At 69.5% G+C, this 22,690-nt stretch carries 20 protein-coding genes and 2 pseudogenes; 12 read left to right on the top strand and 10 right to left on the bottom strand.

The window, feature by feature from the left end; all coding sequences use genetic code 11:
* Positions 1-45: 45 nt before the first annotated feature.
* From ACZ6I3_RS25130 to ACZ6I3_RS25120, 3 genes are read right to left on the bottom strand one after another with little or no spacing between them, the layout of a single operon-like run.
* Positions 46-1,998, bottom strand: a complete 1,953-nt coding sequence (locus ACZ6I3_RS25130; protein WP_469417534.1) for an ABC transporter permease/substrate-binding protein — start codon at positions 1,996-1,998, stop codon at positions 46-48.
* The gene (locus tag ACZ6I3_RS25125; protein ID WP_469417532.1) at positions 1,988-3,508 is read right to left on the bottom strand and encodes a sugar ABC transporter ATP-binding protein; all 1,521 of its coding nucleotides are present in this window, start codon (positions 3,506-3,508) and stop codon (positions 1,988-1,990) included. Before ACZ6I3_RS25125 ends, ACZ6I3_RS25130 begins: the two co-directional genes overlap by 11 nt.
* Positions 3,505-4,593, bottom strand: coding sequence for a LacI family DNA-binding transcriptional regulator (locus tag ACZ6I3_RS25120; RefSeq protein WP_469417530.1), 1,089 nt, complete (start codon positions 4,591-4,593; stop codon positions 3,505-3,507). Before ACZ6I3_RS25120 ends, ACZ6I3_RS25125 begins: the two co-directional genes overlap by 4 nt.
* A 200-nt stretch (positions 4,594-4,793) precedes the next feature.
* Between ACZ6I3_RS25120 and ACZ6I3_RS25115 the strand changes: the two genes are divergently transcribed.
* From ACZ6I3_RS25115 to ACZ6I3_RS25095, 5 genes are all read left to right on the top strand, one after another.
* Entirely contained in the window at positions 4,794-5,159 is a 366-nt protein-coding gene (locus ACZ6I3_RS25115; protein WP_469417529.1) for a cupin domain-containing protein, read from the top strand.
* A gap of 86 nt (positions 5,160-5,245) precedes the next feature.
* The gene (locus tag ACZ6I3_RS25110; RefSeq protein WP_469417527.1) at positions 5,246-5,899 is read left to right on the top strand and encodes a dihydrofolate reductase family protein; all 654 of its coding nucleotides are present in this window, start codon (positions 5,246-5,248) and stop codon (positions 5,897-5,899) included.
* Between the two features lie 540 nt (positions 5,900-6,439).
* Positions 6,440-7,048, top strand: coding sequence for a hypothetical protein (locus tag ACZ6I3_RS25105; protein WP_469417525.1), 609 nt, complete (start codon positions 6,440-6,442; stop codon positions 7,046-7,048).
* A 108-nt stretch (positions 7,049-7,156) separates the two neighbouring features.
* A complete protein-coding gene (locus tag ACZ6I3_RS25100) occupies positions 7,157-7,447 on the top strand; it encodes a hypothetical protein (RefSeq protein WP_469417524.1) in 291 nt (96 codons plus the stop codon).
* On the top strand, positions 7,444-7,629 hold the full coding sequence (locus ACZ6I3_RS25095) for a hypothetical protein (protein WP_469417522.1): 186 nt from the start codon (positions 7,444-7,446) through the stop codon (positions 7,627-7,629). The genes ACZ6I3_RS25100 and ACZ6I3_RS25095 overlap by 4 nt, the downstream gene beginning before the upstream one ends.
* A 289-nt stretch (positions 7,630-7,918) precedes the next feature.
* Here the strand turns inward: ACZ6I3_RS25095 and ACZ6I3_RS25090 are convergent, their stop codons facing one another.
* Entirely contained in the window at positions 7,919-8,632 is a 714-nt protein-coding gene (locus ACZ6I3_RS25090) for a TetR/AcrR family transcriptional regulator (RefSeq protein ID WP_469417520.1), read from the bottom strand.
* 129 nt (positions 8,633-8,761) lie between these two features.
* Here ACZ6I3_RS25090 and ACZ6I3_RS25085 point away from each other — a divergent pair, with 129 nt between their 5' ends.
* Positions 8,762-9,436: an SDR family NAD(P)-dependent oxidoreductase gene (locus ACZ6I3_RS25085; protein WP_469417518.1), complete on the top strand. Its 675-nt coding sequence runs from the start codon at positions 8,762-8,764 to the stop codon at positions 9,434-9,436.
* Between the two features lie 124 nt (positions 9,437-9,560).
* Here the strand turns inward: ACZ6I3_RS25085 and ACZ6I3_RS25080 are convergent.
* The 3 genes and pseudogenes from ACZ6I3_RS25080 to ACZ6I3_RS25070 all read right to left on the bottom strand — a co-directional run.
* A pseudogene (locus ACZ6I3_RS25080) lies at positions 9,561-9,866 on the bottom strand (IS982 family transposase); the annotation flags it as partial.
* A 39-nt stretch (positions 9,867-9,905) separates the two neighbouring features.
* Complete coding sequence (locus ACZ6I3_RS25075) at positions 9,906-10,847, bottom strand: MerR family transcriptional regulator (RefSeq protein WP_469417517.1); 942 nt, start codon at positions 10,845-10,847, stop codon at positions 9,906-9,908.
* 218 nt (positions 10,848-11,065) lie between these two features.
* Complete coding sequence (locus ACZ6I3_RS25070; RefSeq protein ID WP_469417516.1) at positions 11,066-11,512, bottom strand: MarR family winged helix-turn-helix transcriptional regulator; 447 nt, start codon at positions 11,510-11,512, stop codon at positions 11,066-11,068.
* 247 nt (positions 11,513-11,759) lie between these two features.
* Here ACZ6I3_RS25070 and ACZ6I3_RS25065 point away from each other — a divergent pair.
* Together ACZ6I3_RS25065 and ACZ6I3_RS25060 are read left to right on the top strand one after the other, a co-directional pair.
* Positions 11,760-13,384, top strand: a pseudogene (locus ACZ6I3_RS25065) (IS200/IS605 family accessory protein TnpB-related protein).
* Between the two features lie 15 nt (positions 13,385-13,399).
* Positions 13,400-14,272, top strand: coding sequence for an alpha/beta fold hydrolase (locus ACZ6I3_RS25060; RefSeq protein ID WP_469417515.1), 873 nt, complete (start codon positions 13,400-13,402; stop codon positions 14,270-14,272).
* Here the strand turns inward: ACZ6I3_RS25060 and ACZ6I3_RS25055 are convergent.
* Complete coding sequence (locus ACZ6I3_RS25055) at positions 14,241-14,435, bottom strand: hypothetical protein (protein WP_469417514.1); 195 nt, start codon at positions 14,433-14,435, stop codon at positions 14,241-14,243. The two genes, ACZ6I3_RS25060 and ACZ6I3_RS25055, sit on opposite strands and share 32 nt — an antisense overlap.
* A 199-nt stretch (positions 14,436-14,634) precedes the next feature.
* Between ACZ6I3_RS25055 and ACZ6I3_RS25050 the strand changes: the two genes are divergently transcribed.
* Together ACZ6I3_RS25050 and ACZ6I3_RS25045 are read left to right on the top strand one after the other, a co-directional pair.
* Positions 14,635-15,459 (top strand): helix-turn-helix domain-containing protein, encoded by an 825-nt coding sequence (locus tag ACZ6I3_RS25050; protein ID WP_469417513.1) that lies wholly within the window; start codon positions 14,635-14,637, stop codon positions 15,457-15,459.
* Positions 15,446-15,664 (top strand): DUF397 domain-containing protein, encoded by a 219-nt coding sequence (locus ACZ6I3_RS25045; RefSeq protein ID WP_469417511.1) that lies wholly within the window; start codon positions 15,446-15,448, stop codon positions 15,662-15,664. Before ACZ6I3_RS25050 ends, ACZ6I3_RS25045 begins: the two co-directional genes overlap by 14 nt.
* Here the strand turns inward: ACZ6I3_RS25045 and ACZ6I3_RS25040 are convergent.
* Complete coding sequence (locus tag ACZ6I3_RS25040; protein WP_469417510.1) at positions 15,642-15,815, bottom strand: hypothetical protein; 174 nt, start codon at positions 15,813-15,815, stop codon at positions 15,642-15,644. The two genes, ACZ6I3_RS25045 and ACZ6I3_RS25040, sit on opposite strands and share 23 nt — an antisense overlap.
* A 191-nt stretch (positions 15,816-16,006) precedes the next feature.
* On the opposite strand from ACZ6I3_RS25040, the gene recD2 reads away from it, so the two are divergent.
* Together recD2 and ACZ6I3_RS25030 are read left to right on the top strand one after the other, a co-directional pair.
* A complete protein-coding gene (gene recD2 / locus ACZ6I3_RS25035) occupies positions 16,007-18,277 on the top strand; it encodes an SF1B family DNA helicase RecD2 (protein WP_469417508.1) in 2,271 nt (756 codons plus the stop codon).
* A gap of 178 nt (positions 18,278-18,455) precedes the next feature.
* Positions 18,456-19,745, top strand: coding sequence for a citrate synthase (locus ACZ6I3_RS25030; RefSeq protein WP_469417506.1), 1,290 nt, complete (start codon positions 18,456-18,458; stop codon positions 19,743-19,745).
* A 671-nt stretch (positions 19,746-20,416) separates the two neighbouring features.
* On the opposite strand, the gene ACZ6I3_RS25025 is transcribed toward ACZ6I3_RS25030, so the two are convergent.
* The gene (locus ACZ6I3_RS25025; RefSeq protein WP_469417504.1) at positions 20,417-22,672 is read right to left on the bottom strand and encodes a heavy metal translocating P-type ATPase; all 2,256 of its coding nucleotides are present in this window, start codon (positions 22,670-22,672) and stop codon (positions 20,417-20,419) included.
* Between the last annotated feature and the right edge of the window lie 18 nt (positions 22,673-22,690).

Raw genomic sequence — 22,690 nt, 5'->3', positions numbered from 1 at the left:
TGACACCGTTCCCCAATGTCGGCGATGTCGGCGATATCAGCGATGTCAGCCGCTGAAGCCGGCCACGTTCTCCTTCGTGACCACCTTCACCGGCACCTTCACCGTCTCCTCGACCTTCTTGCCCTTCAGCGCCTTCAGGGCGTTGTCCACGGCGATCTTCCCGAGCTGCGACGGCTGCTGCGCCACCGACGCGTACAGGCTGCCGCCCTCGACCGCCTTCAGTCCGTCGGGCGTGCCGTCGAAGCCGACCACGGAGACCGACTTGCCGGCCTTGGAGCCCAGCGCCTTGATCGCGCCGAGCGCCATCTCGTCGTTGGCGGCGATGACGCCCTGGACGTCCGGGTGGGCCTGGAGCAGGTTCGACATGACGTCGAGGCCCTTGGTGCGGTCGAAGTCGGCGGGCTGCTGGGCGACGACCTGGATGCCCGGGTAGGCCTTCAGCCCCTTCGCGAAGCCCGCGGCCCGCTCACGGGCCGCCGACGTACCCGCCTGGCCCTGGAGGATCACGATCTTGCCCTTGCCGCCGAGCTTCTCGCCGATCGACTTGGCGGCGAGCTCGCCACCGGCGACGTTGTCGGAGGCGACCAGCGTGTCCAGCTTGGCGTTGTTGACGACGCGGTCCACGGCGATGACCGGGATGTCCGCCTTGTCGGCGGCCTTCACGGAGTTGCTGGCCGCGTCCGAGTCCACCGGGTTGACGATGATCGCGCCGAGCCCGGAGCTGGTGAAGTTCTGCAGCTGGTTGGCCTGCTGGGAGGCGTCGTTCTGCGCGTCCGTGACGGTCAGGTCGATGCCGAGCTTCTTCGCCTCGGCCTGGGCGCCCGCCCGGATCTGCACGAAGAAGGGGTTGTTGAGGGTGGACAGCGACAGGCCCATCTTCGGGGCGCTGGTGGCGGAGGAGCCGTTGTGCAGGAAGGACGTGGCGCCGACGATCGCGACGGTGACGACGGCCGCGAGTCCGTACGTCGCCGCCTGCTTGCCCTTGCCTCCCTGGGAAGTACCGGCGGCCCCCGGAGCGGCCCCCGCCTTGCGCCGCAGCGTGTCGAACAGCACCGCCAGCGCGATGACGACGCCGATGACGACCTGCTGCCAGAACGCCGACACGTTCAGCAGGTTCAGCCCGTTGCGCAGCACGGCCAGGATGAGCGCGCCGATCAGCGTGCCGGACGCCTTGCCCGTACCGCCCGCGAGGGAGGCGCCGCCGATGACGACCGCCGCGATGGCGTCCAGCTCGTAGCCGTCGGCGGCCTGCGGCTGCGCGGAGGACAGCCGGGCGGCGAGGACGACACCGGCGACGGCGGCGAAGACGCCGGAGAAGGCGTAGATGGCGAGCTTCTGCTTCTTCACGCGCAGGCCGGACAGCCGCGCGGCCTCCTCGTTGCCGCCGATCGCGTACATCGAGCGGCCGATGTAGGTACGGCCGAGCACGAACGCCGCGATCAGACCCATCACGATCATCACCAGGACCGGCACCGGCAGCCAGCCGCCGAGCGTGTCGCCGAGGTGGGAGACCGAGTCGGGCAGGGCGATCGGGGAGCCCTCGGAGATGACGAGGGACAGACCGCGGGCCACGGACAGCATGGCCAGCGTCGCGATGAACGGCGGCAGCTTGCCGTAGGAGATCAGGATGCCGTTGACCAGGCCGCACGCGATGCCGGTGGCTATGGCCAGCAGGACGGCGACGAAGACGGGGACACCCGCCGAGGTCGCGGTCCACGCGAGCACCGTGGCCGACAGCGCGGCGACCGAGCCGACCGACAGGTCGATGCCCGCCGAGACGATCACGAAGGTCACACCGAAGGCGAGGATGGCGGTCACGGCCGCCTGGACGCCGACGTTGAGCAGGTTGTCCGTCGTCAGGAAGTCGCCGGACAGCGCCGACATCGCGACGACGAGGACGATGAGCGCGGTGAGCGCGCCGTTGTCGAGCAGCAGGCGGCGCAGGCCCCCCGAGGCGGCTCCCGCGCCCGTCGTGCTCTTGAGCGTGTCAGTGGCCACGGGAGGCCTCCTTCTCTGTGCTGGGGTTGCTTACTGCGAGCGCCATCACGGCGTCCTGGGTGGCCTCGTCGGCGGAGAGTTCACCCGCGATCCGGCCCTGGGCCATCACCAGCACCCGGTCGCTCATGCCGAGCACCTCGGGCAGATCGCTGGAGATCATGAGTACGGCGGCACCGGCCGCCGTGAGTTCGTTGATGAGCTGGTAGATCTCGACCTTGGCGCCGACGTCGATACCGCGCGTCGGCTCGTCGAGGATCAGCACCTTGGTGTCGGCGAGCAGCCACTTGCCGATGACGACCTTCTGCTGGTTGCCGCCGGACAGCGTGCGCACGTGCTGGCCGAGGCCCGCCATCCGCACGCCGAGCTGCTCGGCGATCTGCGCGGCGGCCTCGCGCTGGCCCTTGAGGTCGACGAGCCCCGCGCGCGTGGCCGACCGAAGCGTCACCAGGCCGAGGTTCTCCTCGACCGAGGCGTCCAGCACCAGGCCCTGGCCCTTGCGGTCCTCGGGGATGAGGCCGATGCCGGCGGTCATGGCGGCGTTGACGTCGTGCCCCTTCAGGGCGGCCCCGGAGACCTTCACGGCTCCCTTGTCGTACGGATCGGCCCCGAAGACCGCCCGCACGACCTCGGTACGACCGGCGCCCACGAGCCCCGCGATGCCGACGACCTCACCGGCACGCACCTCGAAGCCGACGTCGTGGAAGACTCCGTCCCGGGTCAGCCCCTCGACGCTGAGCAGCGCATCACCCTTCTCGGGCCGCTCACGCGGGTACTGCTGCTCGATCGACCGCCCCACCATGAGCCGTACGAGCTCGTCCTCGGGCGTGGCGGCGGGCACCTGCCCGACGCTCTTGCCGTCCCGGATGACCGTGACCCGGTCGCCCAGGGCGGCGATCTCCTCCAGGTGGTGCGTGATGAAGACGATCCCGACGCCGTCCTCGCGCAGCTTGCGCACGATCGCGAAGAGCTTCTCGACCTCCTCGGAGGTGAGCACGGCGGTCGGCTCGTCCATGATCAGCACGCGCGCGTCCAGGCTCAGCGCCTTGGCGATCTCCACCATCTGCAGGCGGGCGATACCGAGTTCGCGTACCCGCGCGCGTGGCGAGACGCTGACCCCGACGCGCTTCAGCAGCACCTCGGCGTCGGCCTCCATCCGCTTCCGGTCGATCATCCCGAACCGGCGCGGCTGGCGCCCCAGGAAGATGTTCTCGGCGACCGTCAGATCGGGAACGAGGTTGAACTCCTGGTAGATGGTGGCGATCCCGAGCCGCTCGGAGTCCTGCGCACCCTGGATGCGCGTCTCCTCGCCGCCGACCATGATCCGCCCGGCGTCGGGGGTGTAGGCGCCGGAGAGCATCTTGATGAGGGTGCTCTTGCCCGCGCCGTTCTCACCGAGCAGCACATGCACCTCGCCCCGGCGCAGGTCGAAGTCCACGCTGTCCAGCGCGACCACACCCGGGAAGGTCTTCCGTATGCCCTCGATGCGCAGCAACTCGTCCGCGTTGCTCACGTCTGGCTCCTGTTCTTGGCGGTGTGCTGCACAGCGGGGGCCTGTGCAGGGTCCGGCTCCGGGGAGACCGGGTGGGGGTCGGTGGGTGCCGGGACGGGCTCGCCGCACGAGCGGCGTACGACGAGCCGGGCGGGGAGGGTGACGGACTCCCCGGGCCGGCCCTCGATCCGGGCGACCAGCGCGCGCACGGCGGCACGCCCCAGCTCACCCGTCGGCTGGGCGATCGCGGTGACCGGCGGATCGGTGTGCACGAACCACGGGATGTCGTCGAACGCGGCCAGCGCCATGTCGTCCGGCACGCGCACGCCACGCGCGCGTACGGCGTCCAGCGCGCCGAGCGCCATCAGGTTGTCGGCCGCGAACACGACCTCGGGCGGCTCGGCCAGGTCGAGGAACCCCTCGGTGACCCGGCGCCCGCTCTCGGCCTGGAAGTCGCCCTGCCCTATGTAGGCGTCGGGGAGTTCGAGGCCGTACGCGCCGAGCGCCTCCCGGAAGGCCTCCACGCGCTCCCGGCCGGTCGTGGTCGCCGCCGGGCCCGCGATGATCGCGAGCCGCCGGTGCCCGAGCCCGTGCAGATGCGCCACGAGATCCCGTACGGCACTCCGGCCGTCCGCCCGTACCACCGGCACGTCCACGCCCGGGATCCACCGGTCCACGAACACCATGGGCGTCCCGGCCCGCGCGGCGTCCAGCATCAGCGGCGAGCCGCCGTCCGTGGGGGAGACGAGCAGCCCGTCGATGCGCCGGTCCAGCAGGTTCCGTACGTGGTGGTCCTGGAGGTCGGGCCGCTCGTCGGCGTTGCCGATGATGACGCTGTAGCCGAGCGCGCGGGCCTCTTCCTCGACCGAGCGGGCCAGCTCGGTGAAGTAGGGGTTCATCACGTCGCTGATGACCAGGCCGAGGGTGTGGGTCTGGTCGGTGCGCAGGGAGCGGGCGACGGCGTTCGGGCGGTAGCCCAGGGCCCCGACGGCGGCCAGCACGCGTGCGCGTGCGTCGGCGCTGACCGACGGGTGGTCGTTCAGGACGCGCGAGACCGTGGCGACGGAGACGCCTGCCTCGGCAGCGACGTCCTTGATGCTGGCCACCGCCGCTCCACCTCCTTGTGGAAACGGAACCCGCCATGGGTTCGTGGAATCGATTACATCGACGGGTGGATGGAATCGATTACACGCCGGTAAATCAAGACCCCTGGGGCACCTCGCAACCGGATCGTGATGTCGCGGGAGGCTCCCCGTCGGTCCAGGGTGGAAGGAGGAGGTCCGTTTCCAGGGCGAGCGGAGGAGCCATGACGGCGGCGACCCGGAACGACGTACCCGTCACCCTCGGCGGCGACGGTGTAGAGGTGCGCAACATGCCGATCGGGGGCGATATGTCGGTCAGCTACATCAGCCTGCCCCGGGGCACCGACATGGGCCCGGCCCTCAAGGGCCTGCCCGACGACGCGTGCCAGTGCCCCCACTGGGGCTATCTGATGAAGGGCCGGATCAGGATGCGCACGGCGTCCGGCGAGGAGGAGTACGAGGCGGGTCAGGCGTACTACTGGCCTCCGGGCCATGTGCCGCTCGCGCTGGAGGACAGCGAACTGGTGGAGTTCTCCCCGACCGACGACTTCAAGCAGGTGATCGAGCACGTGGTGGCACAGTCCGGGTGAGACGGGAAGGGGAGCCGTCGAGGACCGATGAGTTCCGCCGGCCGGAGCGGTCCACCCCTCACCTCGTCGACCACAGGAGGAGCCCCGTGCCTCAGCGACAGCTCGTGCGCGTGCAGAACTTCAACGTCTCCAGCGACGGATTCGGCGCCGGTGAGAACCAGAGCCTGGAGCGGCCGTTCGGCCACGCAGACCCCGGCACGATGTTCGCCTGGGCCGGTGCCACGGCGAGCTGGCCCAACCGCACCGACCCGGGCGGCAGCCGCGGCCTCGACGACTACCTCACGCGCGACTTCGCGCACAACATCGGCGCCGAGATCATGGGCCGCAACAAGTTCAGTCCCCACCGCGGCCCCTGGCAGGACCACGACTGGCAGGGCTGGTGGGGCGAGGAACCGCCGTTCCACACGCCGGTGTTCGTGATGACCCACCACCCTCGCCCCTCGTTCACCCTCTCCGACACCACGTTCCACTTCGTCGGCGGCGACCCGGCCGACGTCCTCGCACAGGCGCGGGAGGCCGCTCAGGGAAAGGACGTCCGCCTCGGCGGAGGGGCCGCCACCATCCGGGAGTTCCTCGACGCGGACCTGGTCGACACGCTGCACGTGGCGGTCTCGCCAGGGGTGAAGCTCGGGTCGGGTTCACGGCTCTGGGAGTCGCCCGACGAGCTGCTGGACCGCTTCCACCGCGATGTGGTGCCGAGCCCGAGCGGGGTGACGCACCACTTGTTCTGGAGGCGGTGAGAAGAGCAGGTGGAGTGAGGCACCACCTGTTCTGAAGGCGGCGAAAGGGCCCTCGGTGGGCGGGAGGTCGTGCCGGGGCTGCGGGGCGCGACCCGGACAGGGCGAAGCCACGCCATTCGCTGCCGGGCGGGGTGGTCAGGTGAGCAGGGCGGCGGACGCTGTTGAAGCAGCCGCCGCGGCACGTGTACGCATACGAGTCCGTATCCAAGAAGAGTGGCACCGGTGCACTCCTGGCAGCCGGATCCGTGCGGATGAAGACGTTCGGGATCTGAGACCACCGTGGCAGCGCCCAGTTGTACGCGATCAAGGGGTGGAGGCAGGTGGCCGCCTTGACGGCGAGTGGAGCGACGAGCCCCGCCTCGCGCATCACAGCCATGGGGGCCACCGACGGCGCGCCTTGCGCCGCGTTCGCGGGCTGGTCGCGGACCTCGCCGGGGCTGGCACGGTAGGCGTCCAGCAGTGCGCGGGCGGTCTGTTCGGGCCGCTGCCAGGCCCACCAGGCGCGCACACCACGTCTTGGGGCCGGGATACGGTGGCCGGGTGAACGGATCGAACGCACCGGCCGGGGCTGTTGTACCCGCCTGGAGCCCCGACGCGCCGGGGGCGTTGCTGCCCCTTCTGGGAACCGATGAGAGGGCCGTCGCGTTTTTTGCTGCCGTCGCGGACCTTGACGCGACGGACCCGGACTCCCACGAGCTGGAGGAAGGGGTCCGGCTTGCTTCCGGGGCCAGGCTGGAGCAGTTCGCGCGAGCCGGTTCGGGGGATGCGTTCTGCTTCGTCGGCGAGGGCGGTGAGGAACGCCCTGTGGTGTACGTGAGTCTTGACGGCGAGGCCGGCCCGCTCGCGCTCGGACTGTTGGAGTTGGTGCAGCTGTGTCTCGTGGCGCCGTGGTGGCGAGACGCTCCCGGTCGGACGGCCGTAGAACTCCAGGCGGTCGCCGACGAGTACCGGCAGGACCTGCCTGACTTCGACCAGCGACGCGACCGTGCGGCTCGGGCGCTCGGTATCGACCTGGATGAACTTCCGTCCGAGGCAGCGGTCCTGGCCCGGCTCGTGGAGCTCTCCCGGGGTCCGGTAGCAGCGGCTTGCCTCGTCGTCGGGTACGAGGGCGATCCCCTCGACCCCCTCTTCGGTGCCGCCCACCTCTGATTGCGGCACGCCAGGCCCCGCTGGGTGATCTTCGCTGTGACGTACATGTCGCGCGGGCTCATTGGTCCTTTCGGCGACAGCCCGCTGCGACGCTCGTAGGATGCCTCAATGCCCAAGCCGTTACGGATGAGCCGCCGCAGGTGGGTTGCCGCGTGGGCGGTGCTGTGTGCGGCCGGTATCGCTGCCACCGCCGCACTGAGCGCCTTTTCGGCGCCTGACCCGCAGCCGGAGAAGCCCGTCAGCGCCGAGTGCGCCGAGTACATCGCGGACATCGAGGCGCAGTTGGCCAAGGGCAAGGCGGAAGGCAACGACGACGGCGTGCTGGCCTTCACGCGAACGCGGGTCGGCGCGGACGACTGCGGCGATGAAATTCGCGACCACTTCAGCGGCGACCGGTGAGCCGCCGTACAGGGCTCACCGTGATGGCGGGGCTGATCTTCGCCGGTGCCGTGGCGATCATCGCAGTGAGCGCCGCGACGGAACCACAGCCGCAGCCCGCTCCGCCGCGGGTGTACTCCTCCTGCCTGGCGGCCGACACCAAGCCGATGCCTGTGGGCGACGACCCGTGCGACGGCCGTTGAAGAACCACTGAGTGGCTCTGTTCACGAGAACCACTCACTGACAAAGCCACCCTCTTTCGCCAACCTCGCCGGACGCACCTCTACGGCTGCCCGCCCCTGACCGAGGGCCCATCAGGGTCCACTCAGCACGCGAGGAAGGGCGGGTGCGCATAGATGCGACCTGTGGCCCTGACTCCTCGCGGAGCAGAAGTATGGAGAGTGTCCCAGCGTCCCGGCTCAGAGCCCTGCTTGATGGTCCCGGAAACGACGGCGGCCTCACCGCGGTCGCCCTGTCCCACCGGTCGCTGGTTCAGCGTCGCTTTCCGGGCTCGGGGGCGGTGGCGCTCTGGCTGGAGCGGCGCATGGACTCGTACAGCGCAGCGTCTTCAGGGGGGTCCGGCAGTGGGCCGCGGGACGGGGCTCGGAAGGACTGGATCATCCAGGCGACCAGGCGGCGCCAAGCGTCCGGGGCGGCATCGGCCGTGGCGCCGAGGACTCCGGCGTTGGCCATCAGTAGCAGCACGAGGTCGCGGCTGGTGAAGTCCTCGCGCAGCTGCCCGCTGTCCTTGGCGCGGCCGATGAGTTCCAGGAAGCCCTCGTACGCCCGAGAGTGGTACTTCTCCAGCTCCGGGACGCCTGGGAAATTCATGGTCAGGATGTCGGCGAAGCCGCGGTCGGCGGCCTGCATCGAGCAGACCGTCTCGATGTAGCCGGTGAAGCCGTGCCACGGGTCCGGGTCGGCCAGGGCCGCGTCGGTGGCCTGCGCGTACGCCTTCATGCGGTCGGCGAAGACCGCGGCGAGCAGGTCCTCCTTGCGGGGGAAGTGGCGAAAGAGGGTGGCGATCCCGACTCCGGTCTCCCGCGCGACCGAGGCCATCGACGCGTGCAGGCCGTCGCGCCCGAAGACCGTGCGCGCGGCGGCGATGATCCGGCCGCGGTTGCGCTCCGCGTCGCTGCGCCTGGACTGACCTGCGGAAACGGTCGCGCCGACGCTGGCTTCGGCGTGCGGGTCTCGTGGGCTCATAACGATCAGACTAGCAAACCGGAATGCCTTATCCGATTCGTGTGTTACGGTGGGCAGCGAACCGGATAGGGCTTTCCGGAATTGAAACGGATAGCCCTATCCACCTGCTCTTCAGTGAAAGGCTCCCTCATGCCCACCATCGCCATCGTCGGTGCCGGCCCTCAGCTCGGCCTCGCCATCGCCCGCACCTACGGCACCCGCGGCTACGACGTCGCACTGATCGCCCGCAACCGGGCCAAGCTCGAAGACCTTGCCGGCGAACTGGCCGCCGAGGGCATCACCGCCGCCGCCTTCCCCGCCGACGTTCTCGACCGCCCCGCCCTCACCCAGGCACTCAAGGACGTAGCTACGCACTTCGGCGGCATCGACGTCCTGGAATACTCCCCGGTCGCTGGCCTCCAGACCGCCATGACCACCCCGGGCGCCACCGCGCCGGCCGACGTGCAGCACGAGATGGAGTTCCAGCTCTACGGAGCGATCGCCGCCACCAGCGCGGTGCTGCCCGCCATGCGGGAGGCCGGCGCGGGCACCCTGCTGTTCACCACCGGCGCCGGCTCCGTAGACCCCGTGCCGCAGGTCGCCAATGTCAACGCCGCCGCCGCGGCCCTGCGCAATTGGGTGATCAACCTGCACAAGGAGCTCGACGGCACCGGCATCCAGGCGGCGCACGTCGCCATCGACGTGTCCATCGGCACGCCGGCGATCCCCGGATTCCCGACCGCCCAGCCCGAGGAGATATCCCCCGTCTACTGGGACCTGCACACCACCAAGCGCGACCAGGCCGAACTCGTCTTCAGTCTCTGACGCCCATCAGCCACCCAACACCTCCCTCGGGAAGGGCGGCCCCGAAAGCTCTCCCTCGCGGCCGCCCCTCGAGCAGGTCGCGCGCCTGTACTGGGACCCATACGAGCGCCGCGGTGGCTTTGAACGAGGCTGCTGGCCCCATGGGAACGAGTTCTCTGGCCCCAGCGCGTCTGGCCGTCTCGCGGGAGCATCCGCAGCCGACGGGGGTGGAGTCGACCAGCCACACATCCTCGCTCCACAGCGAGGTGTCCCGGGCCAGGATCCGGATCATGCTGGTGGGCAGCGAGGATGCGGCGCGCAGTCGCTTGTTGTAGCCGGACTGCTGGGGCACGTAGGGGAAGAGGTGGCCGAAGTCCCGCCTGACGCGGCGCAGCCGGCGCCGCTCGGAGGTGTAACCGAGCAGCGCCGACGTGACCGCGAGGGTGTCCAGGATTCATTCAGGGGTCCGGCGCGGTGCCCACCGTGGTGACTATGCGTCACGGTCATTTCGCAGGGCCTGGATGAGCCAGGGGTACACCGGGATCAGGTTCGGTACTACCTGCCAGCCGTTGACGATCCACACCAGCCGCCAGTATCGGTCCACCTGAGGATCGTGTGCTTCTTCGAACCGCTGGGCCATCCAGTCCCGGAATTCTGCGTCAGGGGTACGCGCGAACACCTCGGCGAAGCGGTGCGCGAGGTCGTCGATGACGGGTGCGACCCCATCACTGAGCGGGTCGATGCCCAACTCCATGGCTTTGGCTACCGTCTGACGGGTGAACTGCATTAGTTCCTCGCCGGCATCGCTCTCGATGTCGGGCGTGCGCCCGGCCGCCTGGCACATGGCCGTCCGGCGCATCCGGGCCCGGAAGTCCTCGTCGCCGATCAGCTCGGCGAGTTCCACCCACGCGGCGATCTGCTCGCTGGACGGATCATCGGGGAGGTCGGGAGCGGCGGCGCGAACCATGGCCACCGCCGCGGCCGGGTCGGCACCCACGGTCCCGAAGGTGCCCTCCACGAAATCGTCGATCAACCGTCGGCGTTCCTCGCCGGACAACTGCGTGAGTCTGTGCACGAGCTTGATCTCCTCGGGATTGGACCCGCATCTGGCCACGACTCGCAGAACGCTCCGACGTAGTTGCAGCACCCGGACCTGGACGTCCATGGCATCGGCGTGCGCGGCGGCGACTTCCGCCACCGAGAGCTCGCGGTCCAGCACTCGTTGAATCGTGGCCAGGTCCATGCCCAGCTCGCGCAGTGTGCGGAGGAGCTCCAGACGAAGCAGTGCGTCGAGGTCGTAGAGCCGATAACCGGCGGGACTTCGGGTGGTCGGCGCTACCACCCCCGAATCGGAGTAGAACCGGATGGTCCTCACGGGCAAGCCGGTCCGCCGGGAAAGCTCCCCGATCGAGTAGAGGGTCGTAGCGTCCATGTCCCCCACTCTGCTGTCTCCAGTCAGTGGAGACTCAAGGCTGTTGCCCAGCCGTCCCCCGACCGAGACGGTCTCCGAGTTGCTGAAGCATGCGTCGCGTGCTCTCCGCCGACCGCCAGGACGACAGGCACGCCTTGCACCGGCTCGGCGAGCGATGGCAGCGACATGCGTCACCGATCGCTGGCGGCCTGTCTCTACGAGCCCTTGGACTCAATCATCTAGTCGCCTTCCTCGGCCGCGGCCTCCCGCATCCCGGTCAGAAAGCCCCTGATCGCGGCCAGTTCCCGCTCGTCGTACCCGCTCAGCAGGTCCACCGCCCGGTCGATCAGGGGACCGAAGTGCTGCCGGCCGAGGGCGATCGCGCCCTCGGTCACCTCGATGGTGACCTTGCGACGGTCCCGCTCGCCGCGCACCCGCCGCACATGCCCGGCCCGCTCCAGCCGGTCGACCAGTGCCGTGGTCCCGGCCGAGTTCAGACCGAGCGCGGCCCCGAGTCGCCCGGCCGTGGTCTCCTCGCCCGCGCGATAGGCGTCCATCAGGATGATCAGCGCCCGCACATCGGTGGGATGCATGCCGTTGCGCTGGGCGAAACGGGAGCTGTGCCGCCCCAGGTCGACGGCCACAGCGCGCAACAGATGGACGATCTCCATCTCCTGGTCGGACATGGGCCGCCTCCGATATCATCTCGCTGAGCAAGTATCTCGTTGAAGAAGATGATAAGCGGTTGTGAGCAGGTGCTGATCGATGCCATGTGAGTTCGTTCTGGCGGGCATGAGTGAGTGTTCGGGCCGCAGCAGGCGCGCTCTTACCGCTAGGGAACGAGAGTTCTTGCATCGAATACGTGACCTTCACCGATGGTGCTCGTTGAGTGCGGTGACGGGCTTGCTGCGACACCGGGGTGGGGGTGACAGGGTGGGTGGTCTGCGGGAGGTGGCGGCGCCGTTCGTGGTGCCCGGCCCCGCTGGCGTGGCGATCCGTACCCGCCTCAAGCACCTGAGCGGTGCGGACGAGATGGTTCTGCGCCTGGTCGGGGAGCATGTGGGCACGCTGGCTGCCCGTGATCTGAAGGCTCGGTGCGCGGCCGGTCTGGAGCACGATGCCGAGGCATGGGCGCAGCGCAAGCGCGCACTGACACCGGAGTCTTCCTCCCGCTGGGCGGGGTCGGTCACGAAGGCCAGCCATGATCAGTGGGCGCTGGCCCGGCGCGGCCAGCACGCACACATCAAGAGCCTGCAGGCCGGCATCGCCACGATCAGCCACCGGCTGTCCCTGCCCGTGGGCGAGAAGGGCAGTAAGCGGGCGCCGGGCGGCTACCGCTCCCGGCGGGAGTGGCATGCCAAGTCCCGGCGCCTGCATGTGCTTGAAGATCGTCTTGAGAGGGTGCGGGCCGACTGGGAGGCCGGGCGGGTACGCGTCGTGCGGGGCGGGAAGCGGCTGCTGAACACCCGCCACCACCTGGACCAGGCCGGACTGAGCGAGCCGCAGTGGCGGGCCCACTGGCGAGCGGTGCGCCGGTTCCTGGCCGCGGACGGCGAGTCCGGCAAGAGGTTCGGCAACGAGACCCTCCGTGTCACACCCGAGGGCGAGGTCTCGATCAAGCTGCCCGCGCCGCTGGCACATCTGGCCAACGCCGCCCACGGCCGCTACGTCCTGGCTGGCCGGGTGAGTTTCGCGCACCGCAGCGAGCAGTGGGCCGACCGCGTGGCAGCGAACCGGGCCGTGGCCTACCGCGTCCACGAAGACGTCCAGCGTGGCCGCTGGTACCTGACCGCGTCCTGGACCATCCCCCAGGCACCTATCCTGCCGCTTCAAGCGGCCCGCGTGCACGGCATGCTCGGTGTGGACACCAACGCCGACCACCTGGCCGCCTGGCGCCTGGACCATCACGGCAACCCGGTCGGGGCGCCCCTGCGTTTCGGATACGACCTGTCCGGCACCACTGCCCACCGCGACGCCCAGGTCCGCCACGCCTTGATCCGCCTGCTGCACTTCGCCAAACGGCACCGTCTCGCCGTCGCCATTGAGGATCTGGACTTCACGGCCGAGACCACCCGGGAGAAGCACGGCCGCCGCACACGCTTCCGCAAGCTGATCTCCGGAATGCCGGTGGCCCGGCTGCGGGCCCGCCTGGTGTCCATGGCGGCCGAACTCGGCATCACCGTCGTTGCCGTCGACCCCGCCTACACCAGCCGCTGGGGCGCCCAGCACTGGCAGAAACCACTGACCACCGCGACCAGGAAGGCCACCCGCCACGACGCAGCCGCGGTGGCGATCGCAAGACGCGCCCTGGGACACCCGATCCGGCGACGGACGGCACCGCCCCCACACGACCGGAGTGATCGTGCGGGGCATCGGACCGTCCAGGCCCGACCAGGCAGCCCAGGGCGTGAGGGACCCCACCCCCGCATCCCCGGACCACGGACCCGATCCGTGCCGCCGGACGCGGAGCGAACGTGGGCGACCAGGACACCCAACACCGTTCGGATGTCCGCAGTGACCACGAATGGGTCCAAGACCCACTCCTGCTCACTGAATAGGAACGGTTCTGGCTCATGAGCGCGCGCAGCACGTACGACACCGACCGCTTTCTCGCCGCCTACGACAAGGTCATGGCCAAGTGGCCGACGGAGCGGGAGACGGCGACCGTGCCCACGCCCTTCGGCTCGACGCACGTCAACATATGCGGCCCGGCCGACGGGCCCCCGCTCGTCCTGCTGCCCGGCGGCGGAGGCCCGACCTCCGCGTCCTGGTACCGGCAAGCCGCCGAACTGTCCCCTGTCCACCGGCTGTACGCCGTCGACCTGATCGGCGCCCCGGGCCGCAGCACACCGGCCCCCGGCCGCCACCCCCGTACGACCGCCGACCTGGTGTCCTGGCTGGACGCGCTCCTCAAGGGCCTCGGCCTGGAGGAGACCGACCTGGGCGGGCACTCGTACGGCGCCTGGATCGCGTTGCGGTACGCCGTGCACGCGCCCCACCGGGTACGCCGTCTGGTCCTCCTGGACCCGACCATGTGCTTCGCCAAGCTGAAGTCGGCCTACGGCCTGCACGCCCTGCGGATGGCGCTGCGGCCCACGCCCCGCCGGGTCCGGACCTTCCTGGAATGGGAGACCGGGGGCGCCCCCCTCGACCCCGACTGGCTCGCCCTCCAGGAGGCCGCCGTCGGTTTCCCCTCCGTGCGGCCGGTGGTGGGACCACGCCCCAAGGCGACCTCGCTGCGCACCCTGGACCTGCCGGTCCTCGTGCTCCTCGCCGAGAACACCCGGACCCACAACCCGTCCAAGGTGGCCGCCCGTGCCGGGAAACTGCTGCCACGCGTCACGACGGCCACACTGCCGAACGTCTCCCACCACGCCCTGCCGCACGCCGCCCCGGCCGAAGCGAGCCGTCGCATCACCGACTTCCTGCTCCGGGCCGACGGCTGAGCGGCCTGTCGCCCGAGTCGAGCCGTCCCCCTCTGCTCTCCGCGACCCGTTTGACGTCCCGCAGGGACTCGGTGAGCCGCCGGGCCAGGTAGTGCAGCTCCGCACTCGTCACCCGGCGTTCCGCGAGGAGTTCGTCGGCATGGCCGAGGAGATCGCCCGCCATGCCGAGCTGCACGTCCTCGATGTCGTCGGCGAGACGGGAGACGTAGCCGGTCCCATCGCCGACGAGGTAGCAAGGCCTGCCTTCTCACCTGCGGTGACTGCGTTCTGTGGTGAATCACTCACAGAGTGGGGTCGGCCCTCGCTACGCTGCCAGAGGGTGGAGCTTGACATCGCGCTTGTCAGGAACAGGAGTTGGCCGCATGGACGAACGCCGCGCACTTCGAACGCCGCGTCAGAAGTACGGAGAGGAACTGCGGCTGCGGCGGGCAGCGGCCGGCCTCACCCAGGAGGAACTGGGCGACCAGGTCGTCTGCTCGCCCACGCTGATCAGCCATTTCGAGGCCGGGAGGCGCCTTCCCAAGCCGGATGACGCGCTGCGGATCGACCGGGCGTTGGGGACGGACGGTTTCTTCGCGCGGTGGCTGGAGGATCTGGAGTCGAACTACACCGATCACTTCGCCGCCGTGGCCGAGCTTGAGCAACTGGCCGTGCTGATTCAGCAGTTCGCGCTCTCGCTGGTCCCTGGCGTGCTGCAGAGCGACGATTACGCACGCGCTCTCTTCCGTGCTTACCGGCCGAATCACACGCCTGAGGAACTTGACGAGCTCGTTGTCATCCGAACAAAGCGGCGCCGCATCCTCGACGGACCAGCACAGCCCGTGGTCTGGACGCTGCTTGACGAGGCGGTTCTTCGACGCTGTGTGGGCGGGCCGCAGGTCATGGCAGAGCAGTTGCACAGGATCGCGGACATGGCCGAGTCAGGACGGCTGCGTTTGCACGTCCTTCCCTACGGTGTGGGAGCGCACGCGCTCATGCAGAGTCTGCTCACGCTCATGACGTTCGAGGACTCGGCCCCGGTGGCCTACGTCGAGGGCTTCCAGACCGGGAACTTGATGGACGACCCTGCCCTGGTGAGTGCCTGTCAGACCGCTTACGCTCTGGCCCTGAGCGACTCGTTGTCGCAGCAGCAGTCACTGTCCCTAGTCAGGGCGGCAGCGGAGGAACACGCAAATGGTCGCCAGTGAGCGAACCCTCACCGGGTGGTACAAGTCCAGCTACAGCGGCGGCGACCAAGGCGAATGCCTCGAAGTCGCCCACGGCCACCCCACCATCCCCGTCCGGGACAGCAAATCCACCCCCGGCCCCACCCTCACCTTCTCGGCGACCGGCTGGACCGCGTTCGTCACCGCCCTCAAGGACGGCCACCTCACCGCCGCAAGCTGTAACTGACCAGCGACGCCCCCACCATCGACCCGAAGGCCGGCACGAGGAACTGTGTGAACGCGGTCCAGCCCCACAGGATCCCGGCACACGCCGCCGTCGCGTTGACGGCCACGGCCAGGATCCACAGGGCGACGCTCTGGGCCTGCGGCGACATCATTCCTCGATTCACTGTAAATCGAGGCTGAATTCTCCCACGGGAAAGGCAGCCGAAAAGGACAACTGAGACGCTTGAACTGTAAAGCTTCTGCTTGTTCTTGTGAATTCACCGTGAAAGGTGACTGGCTGCCCGCATACTGATCGGTCGCTTTATCAGGGGGCGTTGTCCTACCCACGCGGTACGGTCCCACCATGACCGATCAGGGCGAGCGCCGACTGGCCACGCTGGAAGGCGTGCTGGAGCGCATCACGTACGCCAACGAGGAGAACGGCTACACGGTCGCCCGGGTCGACACCGGCAGAGGCGGCGGCGACCTGCTCACGGTCGTCGGCGCGCTGCTCGGCGCCCAGGTCGGCGAGTCCCTGCGCATGGAGGGCCGTTGGGGCTCGCACCAGCAGTACGGCAAGCAATTCCACGTCGAGAATTACACGACCGTCCTGCCGGCCACCGTCCAGGGCATTCGCCGCTACCTCGGCTCGGGTCTGGTCAAGGGCATCGGCCCGGTCTTCGCCGACCGGATCACGCAGCACTTCGGGCTGGACACCCTCCAGATCATCGAGGAGGAGCCCAAGCGGCTGATCGAGGTCCCGGGGCTCGGGCCCAAGCGGACGAAGAAGATCGCCGACGCGTGGGAGGAACAGAAGGCCATCAAGGAGGTCATGCTCTTCCTCCAGACCGTCGAGGTGTCCACGTCCATCGCCGTGCGCATCTACAAGAAGTACGGTGACGCCTCGATCGGGGTCGTGAAGAACCAGCCGTACCGCCTCGCCTCCGACGTCTGGGGCATCGGTTTCCTCACCGCCGACAAGATCGCCCAGTCCGTCGGCATCCCGCACGACAGCCCGGAGCGCGTCAAGGCGGGCCTGCAGTACGCGCTGTCGCAGTCCACCGACCAGGGCCACTGCTTCCTCCCGGAGGAGCAGCTGATCAAGGACGCGGTCAAGCTGCTCCAGGTCGACACGGGCCTGGTCATCGAGTGCCTCGCCGAGCTGGCCGAGCCGGGGGAGGACGGCGAGGAGCCCGGCGTCGTACGGGAGAAGGTCCCGGGACCCGACGGCGGTGAACCCGTCACCGCGATCTACCTCGTGCCCTTCCACCGCGCCGAACTCTCCCTCTCCGCCCAGCTGCTGCGCCTCCTGTGCACCGAGGAGGACCGGATGCCGGGCTTCCGTACGGTGGCCTGGGACAAGGCCCTGACCTGGCTCAAGGGGCGCACGGACACCGACCTCGCTCCGGAGCAGGAGGCCGCCGTCAGGCTGGCGCTGACCGAGAAGGTCGCCGTTCTCACCGGCGGCCCCGGCTGCGGCAAGTCCTTCACGGTCCGCTCGATCGTGGAGCTGGCCCGCGCCAGGAAGGCGAAGGTCGTGCTCGCCGCCCCGACCGGCCGGGCCGCCAAGCGCCTGTCCGAGCTCACCGGCGCCGAGGCCTCCACGGTCCACCGCCTGCTGGAGCTGAAGCCCGGCGGCGACGCGGCCTACGACCGGGACCGTCCGCTCGACGCCGACCTGGTGGTGGTCGACGAGGCGTCCATGCTGGACCTGCTGCTCGCCAACAAGCTGGTGAAAGCCGTGCCGCCGGGGGCGCATCTGCTGTTCGTCGGGGACGTGGACCAGCTGCCGAGCGTGGGCGCGGGAGAGGTGCTGCGGGATCTGCTCGCCGACGGGGGACCGATCCCCGCCGTCCGTCTGACCCGGGTCTTCCGGCAGGCACAGCAGTCGGGCGTGGTGACGAACGCCCACCGGATCAACGCCGGCCAACACCCGGTCACCGACGGCATGAAGGACTTCTTCCTCTTCGTCGAGGACGAGACGGAGGAGGCCGGGCGGCTCACCGTGGACGTGGCGGCCCGTCGTATCCCCGCCAAGTTCGGGCTGGACCCGCGCCGTGACGTGCAGGTCCTCGCCCCGATGCACCGGGGCCCGGCGGGCGCGGGCACCCTGAACGGCCTGCTCCAGCAGGCCGTCACCCCGGGCCGCCCTGACCTGGCGGAGAAGAGATTCGGCGGGCGGGTGTTCCGCGTCGGGGACAAGGTCACCCAGATTCGCAACAATTACGAGAAGGGCGAGAACGGCGTCTTCAACGGCACCGTGGGCGTGGTGACCTCGCTCGACCCGGTCGAGCAGCGGCTGACCGTGCTGACGGACGAGGACGAGGAGGTTCCGTACGACTTCGACGAGCTGGACGAGCTGGCGCACGCGTACGCCGTGACGATCCACCGCTCCCAGGGCAGCGAGTACCCGGCGGTCGTCATCCCGGTCACCACGGGCGCCTGGATGATGCTCCAGCGGAACCTGCTCTACACGGCGGTCACCCGGGCCAAACAGCTGGTCGTCCTCGTCGGTTCGCGCAAGGCGATCGGGCAGGCGGTGCGCACGGTGTCGGCGGGCCGGCGGTGCACGGCACTCGATTTCCGGCTCGGATCGCACGGATCGCGAAAAAATGATCGATCAAACGAGTCGTGAAGGTCACAGAGGCTTCCGGATGGGGAACACAGGGGGCAGGATGAGCAAGTTGACGGCACTCAGTGCCGTCAATAGGCCCGATGGTCGACCCCGAGTGCACTCTCCTGAGCCAAGTGGGGGATGGTAGAGACAGTCAGGGCAACCTCGAAGATGAGGCACAACGTCGGTGAGGGAAGACGTGAGCGACAACTCTGTAGTACTGCGGTACGGCGACGGCGAGTACACCTACCCGGTGATCGACAGCACCGTCGGGGACAAGGGCTTCGACATCGGGAAGCTCCGTGCCCAGACCGGTCTGGTGACACTGGACAGCGGTTACGGCAACACCGCCGCGTACAAATCCGCCATTACCTACCTGGACGGCGAAGCGGGCATCCTGCGGTACCGCGGGTACCCGATCGAGCAGCTGGCCGAGCGCTCCACCTTCCTGGAGGTCGCCTACCTGCTGATCAACGGCGAGCTGCCGACCGTCGACGAGCTCTCGACGTTCCAGAACGACATCACGCAGCACACCCTGCTGCACGAGGACGTCAAGAACTTCTACAAGGGCTTCCCGCGTGACGCCCACCCGATGGCCATGCTGTCCTCGGTCGTCTCGGCGCTGTCCACGTTCTACCAGGACAGCCACAACCCGTTCGACGAGCGCCAGCGCAACCTCTCCACGATCCGCCTGCTCGCCAAGCTCCCGACGATCGCGGCGTACGCGTACAAGAAGTCGATCGGTCACCCGTTCGTCTACCCGCGCAATGACCTCGGCTACGTCGAGAACTTCCTCCGCATGACCTTCTCGGTCCCGGCGCAGGAGTACGAGCTGGACCCGACCGTGGTCTCGGCGCTCGACAAGCTGCTGATCCTGCACGCGGACCACGAGCAGAACTGTTCGACCTCCACGGTCCGCCTGGTCGGCTCCTCGCAGGCGAACATGTTCGCCTCGATCTCCGCCGGCATCAACGCCCTGTGGGGCCCGCTGCACGGCGGCGCCAACCAGTCGGTGCTGGAGATGCTGGAGGGCATCCGCGACTCCGGCGGCGACGTCGACACCTTCATCCGCAAGGTGAAGAACAAGGAGGACGGCGTCCGCCTGATGGGCTTCGGCCACCGGGTCTACAAGAACTTCGACCCGCGCGCCAAGATCATCAAGGCCGCCGCGCACGACGTGCTGTCCGCCCTCGGCAAGTCCGACGAGCTGCTGGACATCGCGCTGAAGCTGGAGGAGCACGCGCTCTCCGACGACTACTTCGTCTCGCGCAGCCTCTACCCGAACGTCGACTTCTACACCGGCCTGATCTACCGGGCCATGGGCTTCCCGACCGAGATGTTCACGGTCCTGTTCGCCCTCGGCCGGCTGCCGGGCTGGATCGCCCAGTGGCACGAGATGATCAAGGAGCCGGGTTCCCGCATCGGCCGCCCGCGCCAGATCTACACGGGCGTGGTCGAGCGCGACTTCGTTCCCGTCGAGGGCCGCTGAGGCACAGCGCGTACCGCAGGAGCCCCCGCGTCCGACAGCCGGACGCGGGGGCTCTCGCGTATCCCTCTGGTGTTCTCCCGCGTGCTCCCGCGCCTGTGGGGTGGGGATCTCTTACGGGATCTCTTACGGGATTTCTTACGCAATGAAGAAGGCGCCCCAGCGCCAGTCCCCCCACGGGCTGACGGCCAGGGCGCCTTCCCAGTCCCGGTGCGGATTCCCCCCACGGGATCCGGCCGGGCGTCTGTGAGGACAGCGCCTGAATCGCTGTGAGCGCAACGAGCAAAACTCGTCGTGCCTGTGTCGTGTGCGGTCTGCCGGGACAGCGCACGTCCGGGAGGGCCGCTCAAAGCTTCCCGGTGTGCGTGTCCCGGCAACGCATCTCTGGAGAAGTCCCCCAAGACATCTCCAGATGTCAGGTCACGCCCCCCAAGACGCTCCCTGACATCGTCAACTTAGACCTTCGAACCCCTTCGATGGTTACGTTCACATCACTGTGATCTGCGTCTCTTGCGTATGTCCGTTAGCTACGCAAGAGCCCGGATATATGTCGCCCGGGACGCAAGCGTAAGGATGATGCGTGCGCCTTGTGAAGAGCTTATGTGAGCCGGGCCCGGGACTCCAGAGGGGCTCATATCAGGTTCGCCGCGAACTTAGGGCGAATTCAGGGGACTTCACCGGAATGTCCGGAGTCGCAGGCTGTTCGTGACGACGAAGACCGACGAGAAGGCCATGGCCGCCCCCGCGATCATCGGGTTCAGCAGCCCGGCGGCGGCCAGCGGCAGCGCGGCCACGTTGTAGCCGAAGGCCCACACGAGATTGCCCTTGATCGTGGCCAGCGTCCGGCGCGACAGCCGGATCGCGTCCGCGGCCACCCGCAGATCGCCGCGCACCAGCGTCAGATCGCCCGCCTCGATCGCCGCGTCCGTACCGGTGCCCATCGCCAGGCCCAGATCGGCGGTGGCGAGCGCGGCCGCGTCGTTGACACCGTCGCCCACCATGGCGACGACCCGCCCCTCGGCCCGCAGCCGCCGTACGGCGTCGACCTTGTCCTCGGGCAGGACCTCCGCGACCACCTGGTCGATCCCCACGGCCTTCGCCACCGTCTCGGCCACTGCCAGGTTGTCCCCGGTCAGCAGTACCGGCGTGAGCCCCAGCGCGCGCAGCTCGCGCACCGCCTCTGCGCTGGTCTCCTTGACCGCGTCCGCCACGGCCAGCACGGCCCGCGCCGTCCCGTCCCAGCCCGCCAGGACCGCCGTGCGCCCGGCCCGCTCGGCCTCGTCCCGCGCTCGGGCCAGCTCCGGCGGTACGTCGTCGAAGAGCCGCCCCACGGCGACCTCGCGGCCCTCCACGCGCCCGTGCACGCCCCGTCCGGGCACGCTCCGGAACTCCTCGACCTCCGGGAGCCGTCCGGCCCTCTCCTCGGCGCCCAGCGCGATCGCCCGCGCGACGGGGTGCTCGGAGGCGTGCTCGACGGCGCCCGCGAGCCGCAGCACCTCCTTCTCGTCGGTGCCCTCGGCGACGTACACCTCCTGGAGGGTCATCCGGCCCGTGGTGACCGTGCCGGTCTTGTCCAGCACGACCGTGTCGATCCGGCGCGTGGACTCCAGGACCTCCGGGCCCTTGATGAGGATGCCGAGCTGGGCGCCGCGGCCCGTGCCGACCATCAGCGCGGTCGGGGTGGCCAGGCCCAGTGCGCACGGGCAGGCGATGATCAGCACCGCGACGGCCGCCGTGAAGGCGGCGACACCGTCGCCGGTCAGTCCGAGCCACGCCCCGGCGGTGGCGACGGCGATCAGCAGGACCACCGGCACGAAGACCCCGGAGATCCGGTCGGCGAGCCGCTGCACCTCGGCCTTGCCGTTCTGCGCCTCCTCCACCAGCTTCGCCATCCGCGCGAGCTGCGTGTCGGCGCCGACCCGGGTGGCCTCGACGACCAGCCGGCCGCCCGCGTTGACCGTCGCGCCGGTGACCGTGTCCCCGGCCGTCACGTCCACCGGCACCGACTCGCCGGTCAGCATCGAGGCGTCCACCGCGGAGGCTCCCTCGACCACCGTGCCGTCGGTGGCGATCTTCTCGCCGGGCCGTACGACGAACCGGTCGCCGACCGCCAGCCGCCGCGCCGGGATCCGCACCTCGCGCCCGTCCCGCAGGACCGTCACGTCCTTGGCGCCCAGTTCCAGCAGCGCCCGGAGCGCGGCCCCGGCGCGGCGCTTGGAGCGGGCCTCCAGATAGCGGCCCAGCAGGATGAAGGCGGTGACGCCGGAGGCGACCTCCAGATAGATCTGGGAGGCGCCGTCGCCGCGCGAGACCGTGAGCTCGAAGGGGTGCCGCATGCCCGGCATGCCCGCGTCGCCGAGGAACAGCGCCCACAGGGACCAGCCGAACGCGGCCAGGGTGCCGAGGCTGACCAGCGTGTCCATGGTGGCGGCGCCGTGCCGGGCGTTCGTCCAGGCGGCCCGGTGGAAGGGCAGTGCGCCCCAGACGACGACCGGCGCGGCGAGGGTGAGCGAGAGCCACTGCCAGTTGTCGAACTGGAGGGCCGGGACCATCGCCAGCAGGACGACGGGCACCGCGAGGGCGGCGGAGACGACCAGGCGGCGGCGCAGGGCCGACAGCTCGGGGTCCGCCTCGGTGACGGGATCCGCCTCGTCGGCGGGTTCCTCCTCGCGCGGGGGCGCGGGCTCCTCGGCGGTGTACCCGGTCTTCACCACGGTGGCGATCAGGTCGGCGACCTCGGTGCCCGCGGGGTAGCTGACCCTGGCCTTCTCCGTCGCGTAGTTCACCGTGGCCGTGACGCCGTCCATGCGGTTGAGCTTCTTCTCGACGCGGGCCGCGCAGGAGGCGCAGGTCATCCCGCCGATGAGCAGCTCGACCTCGGCGACCGCGGGCTCGCGGTCCGGCGGCGCCTGGGCGGTGGTGCTGGTCATGTCCTTCACTCCAGGAGG

The sequence above is a fragment of the Streptomyces sp. NPDC041940 genome (assembly GCF_055589465.1).
Note: the sequence above shows the minus strand (reverse complement) of the source record. Positions and strands in the feature narration are given on the sequence as shown.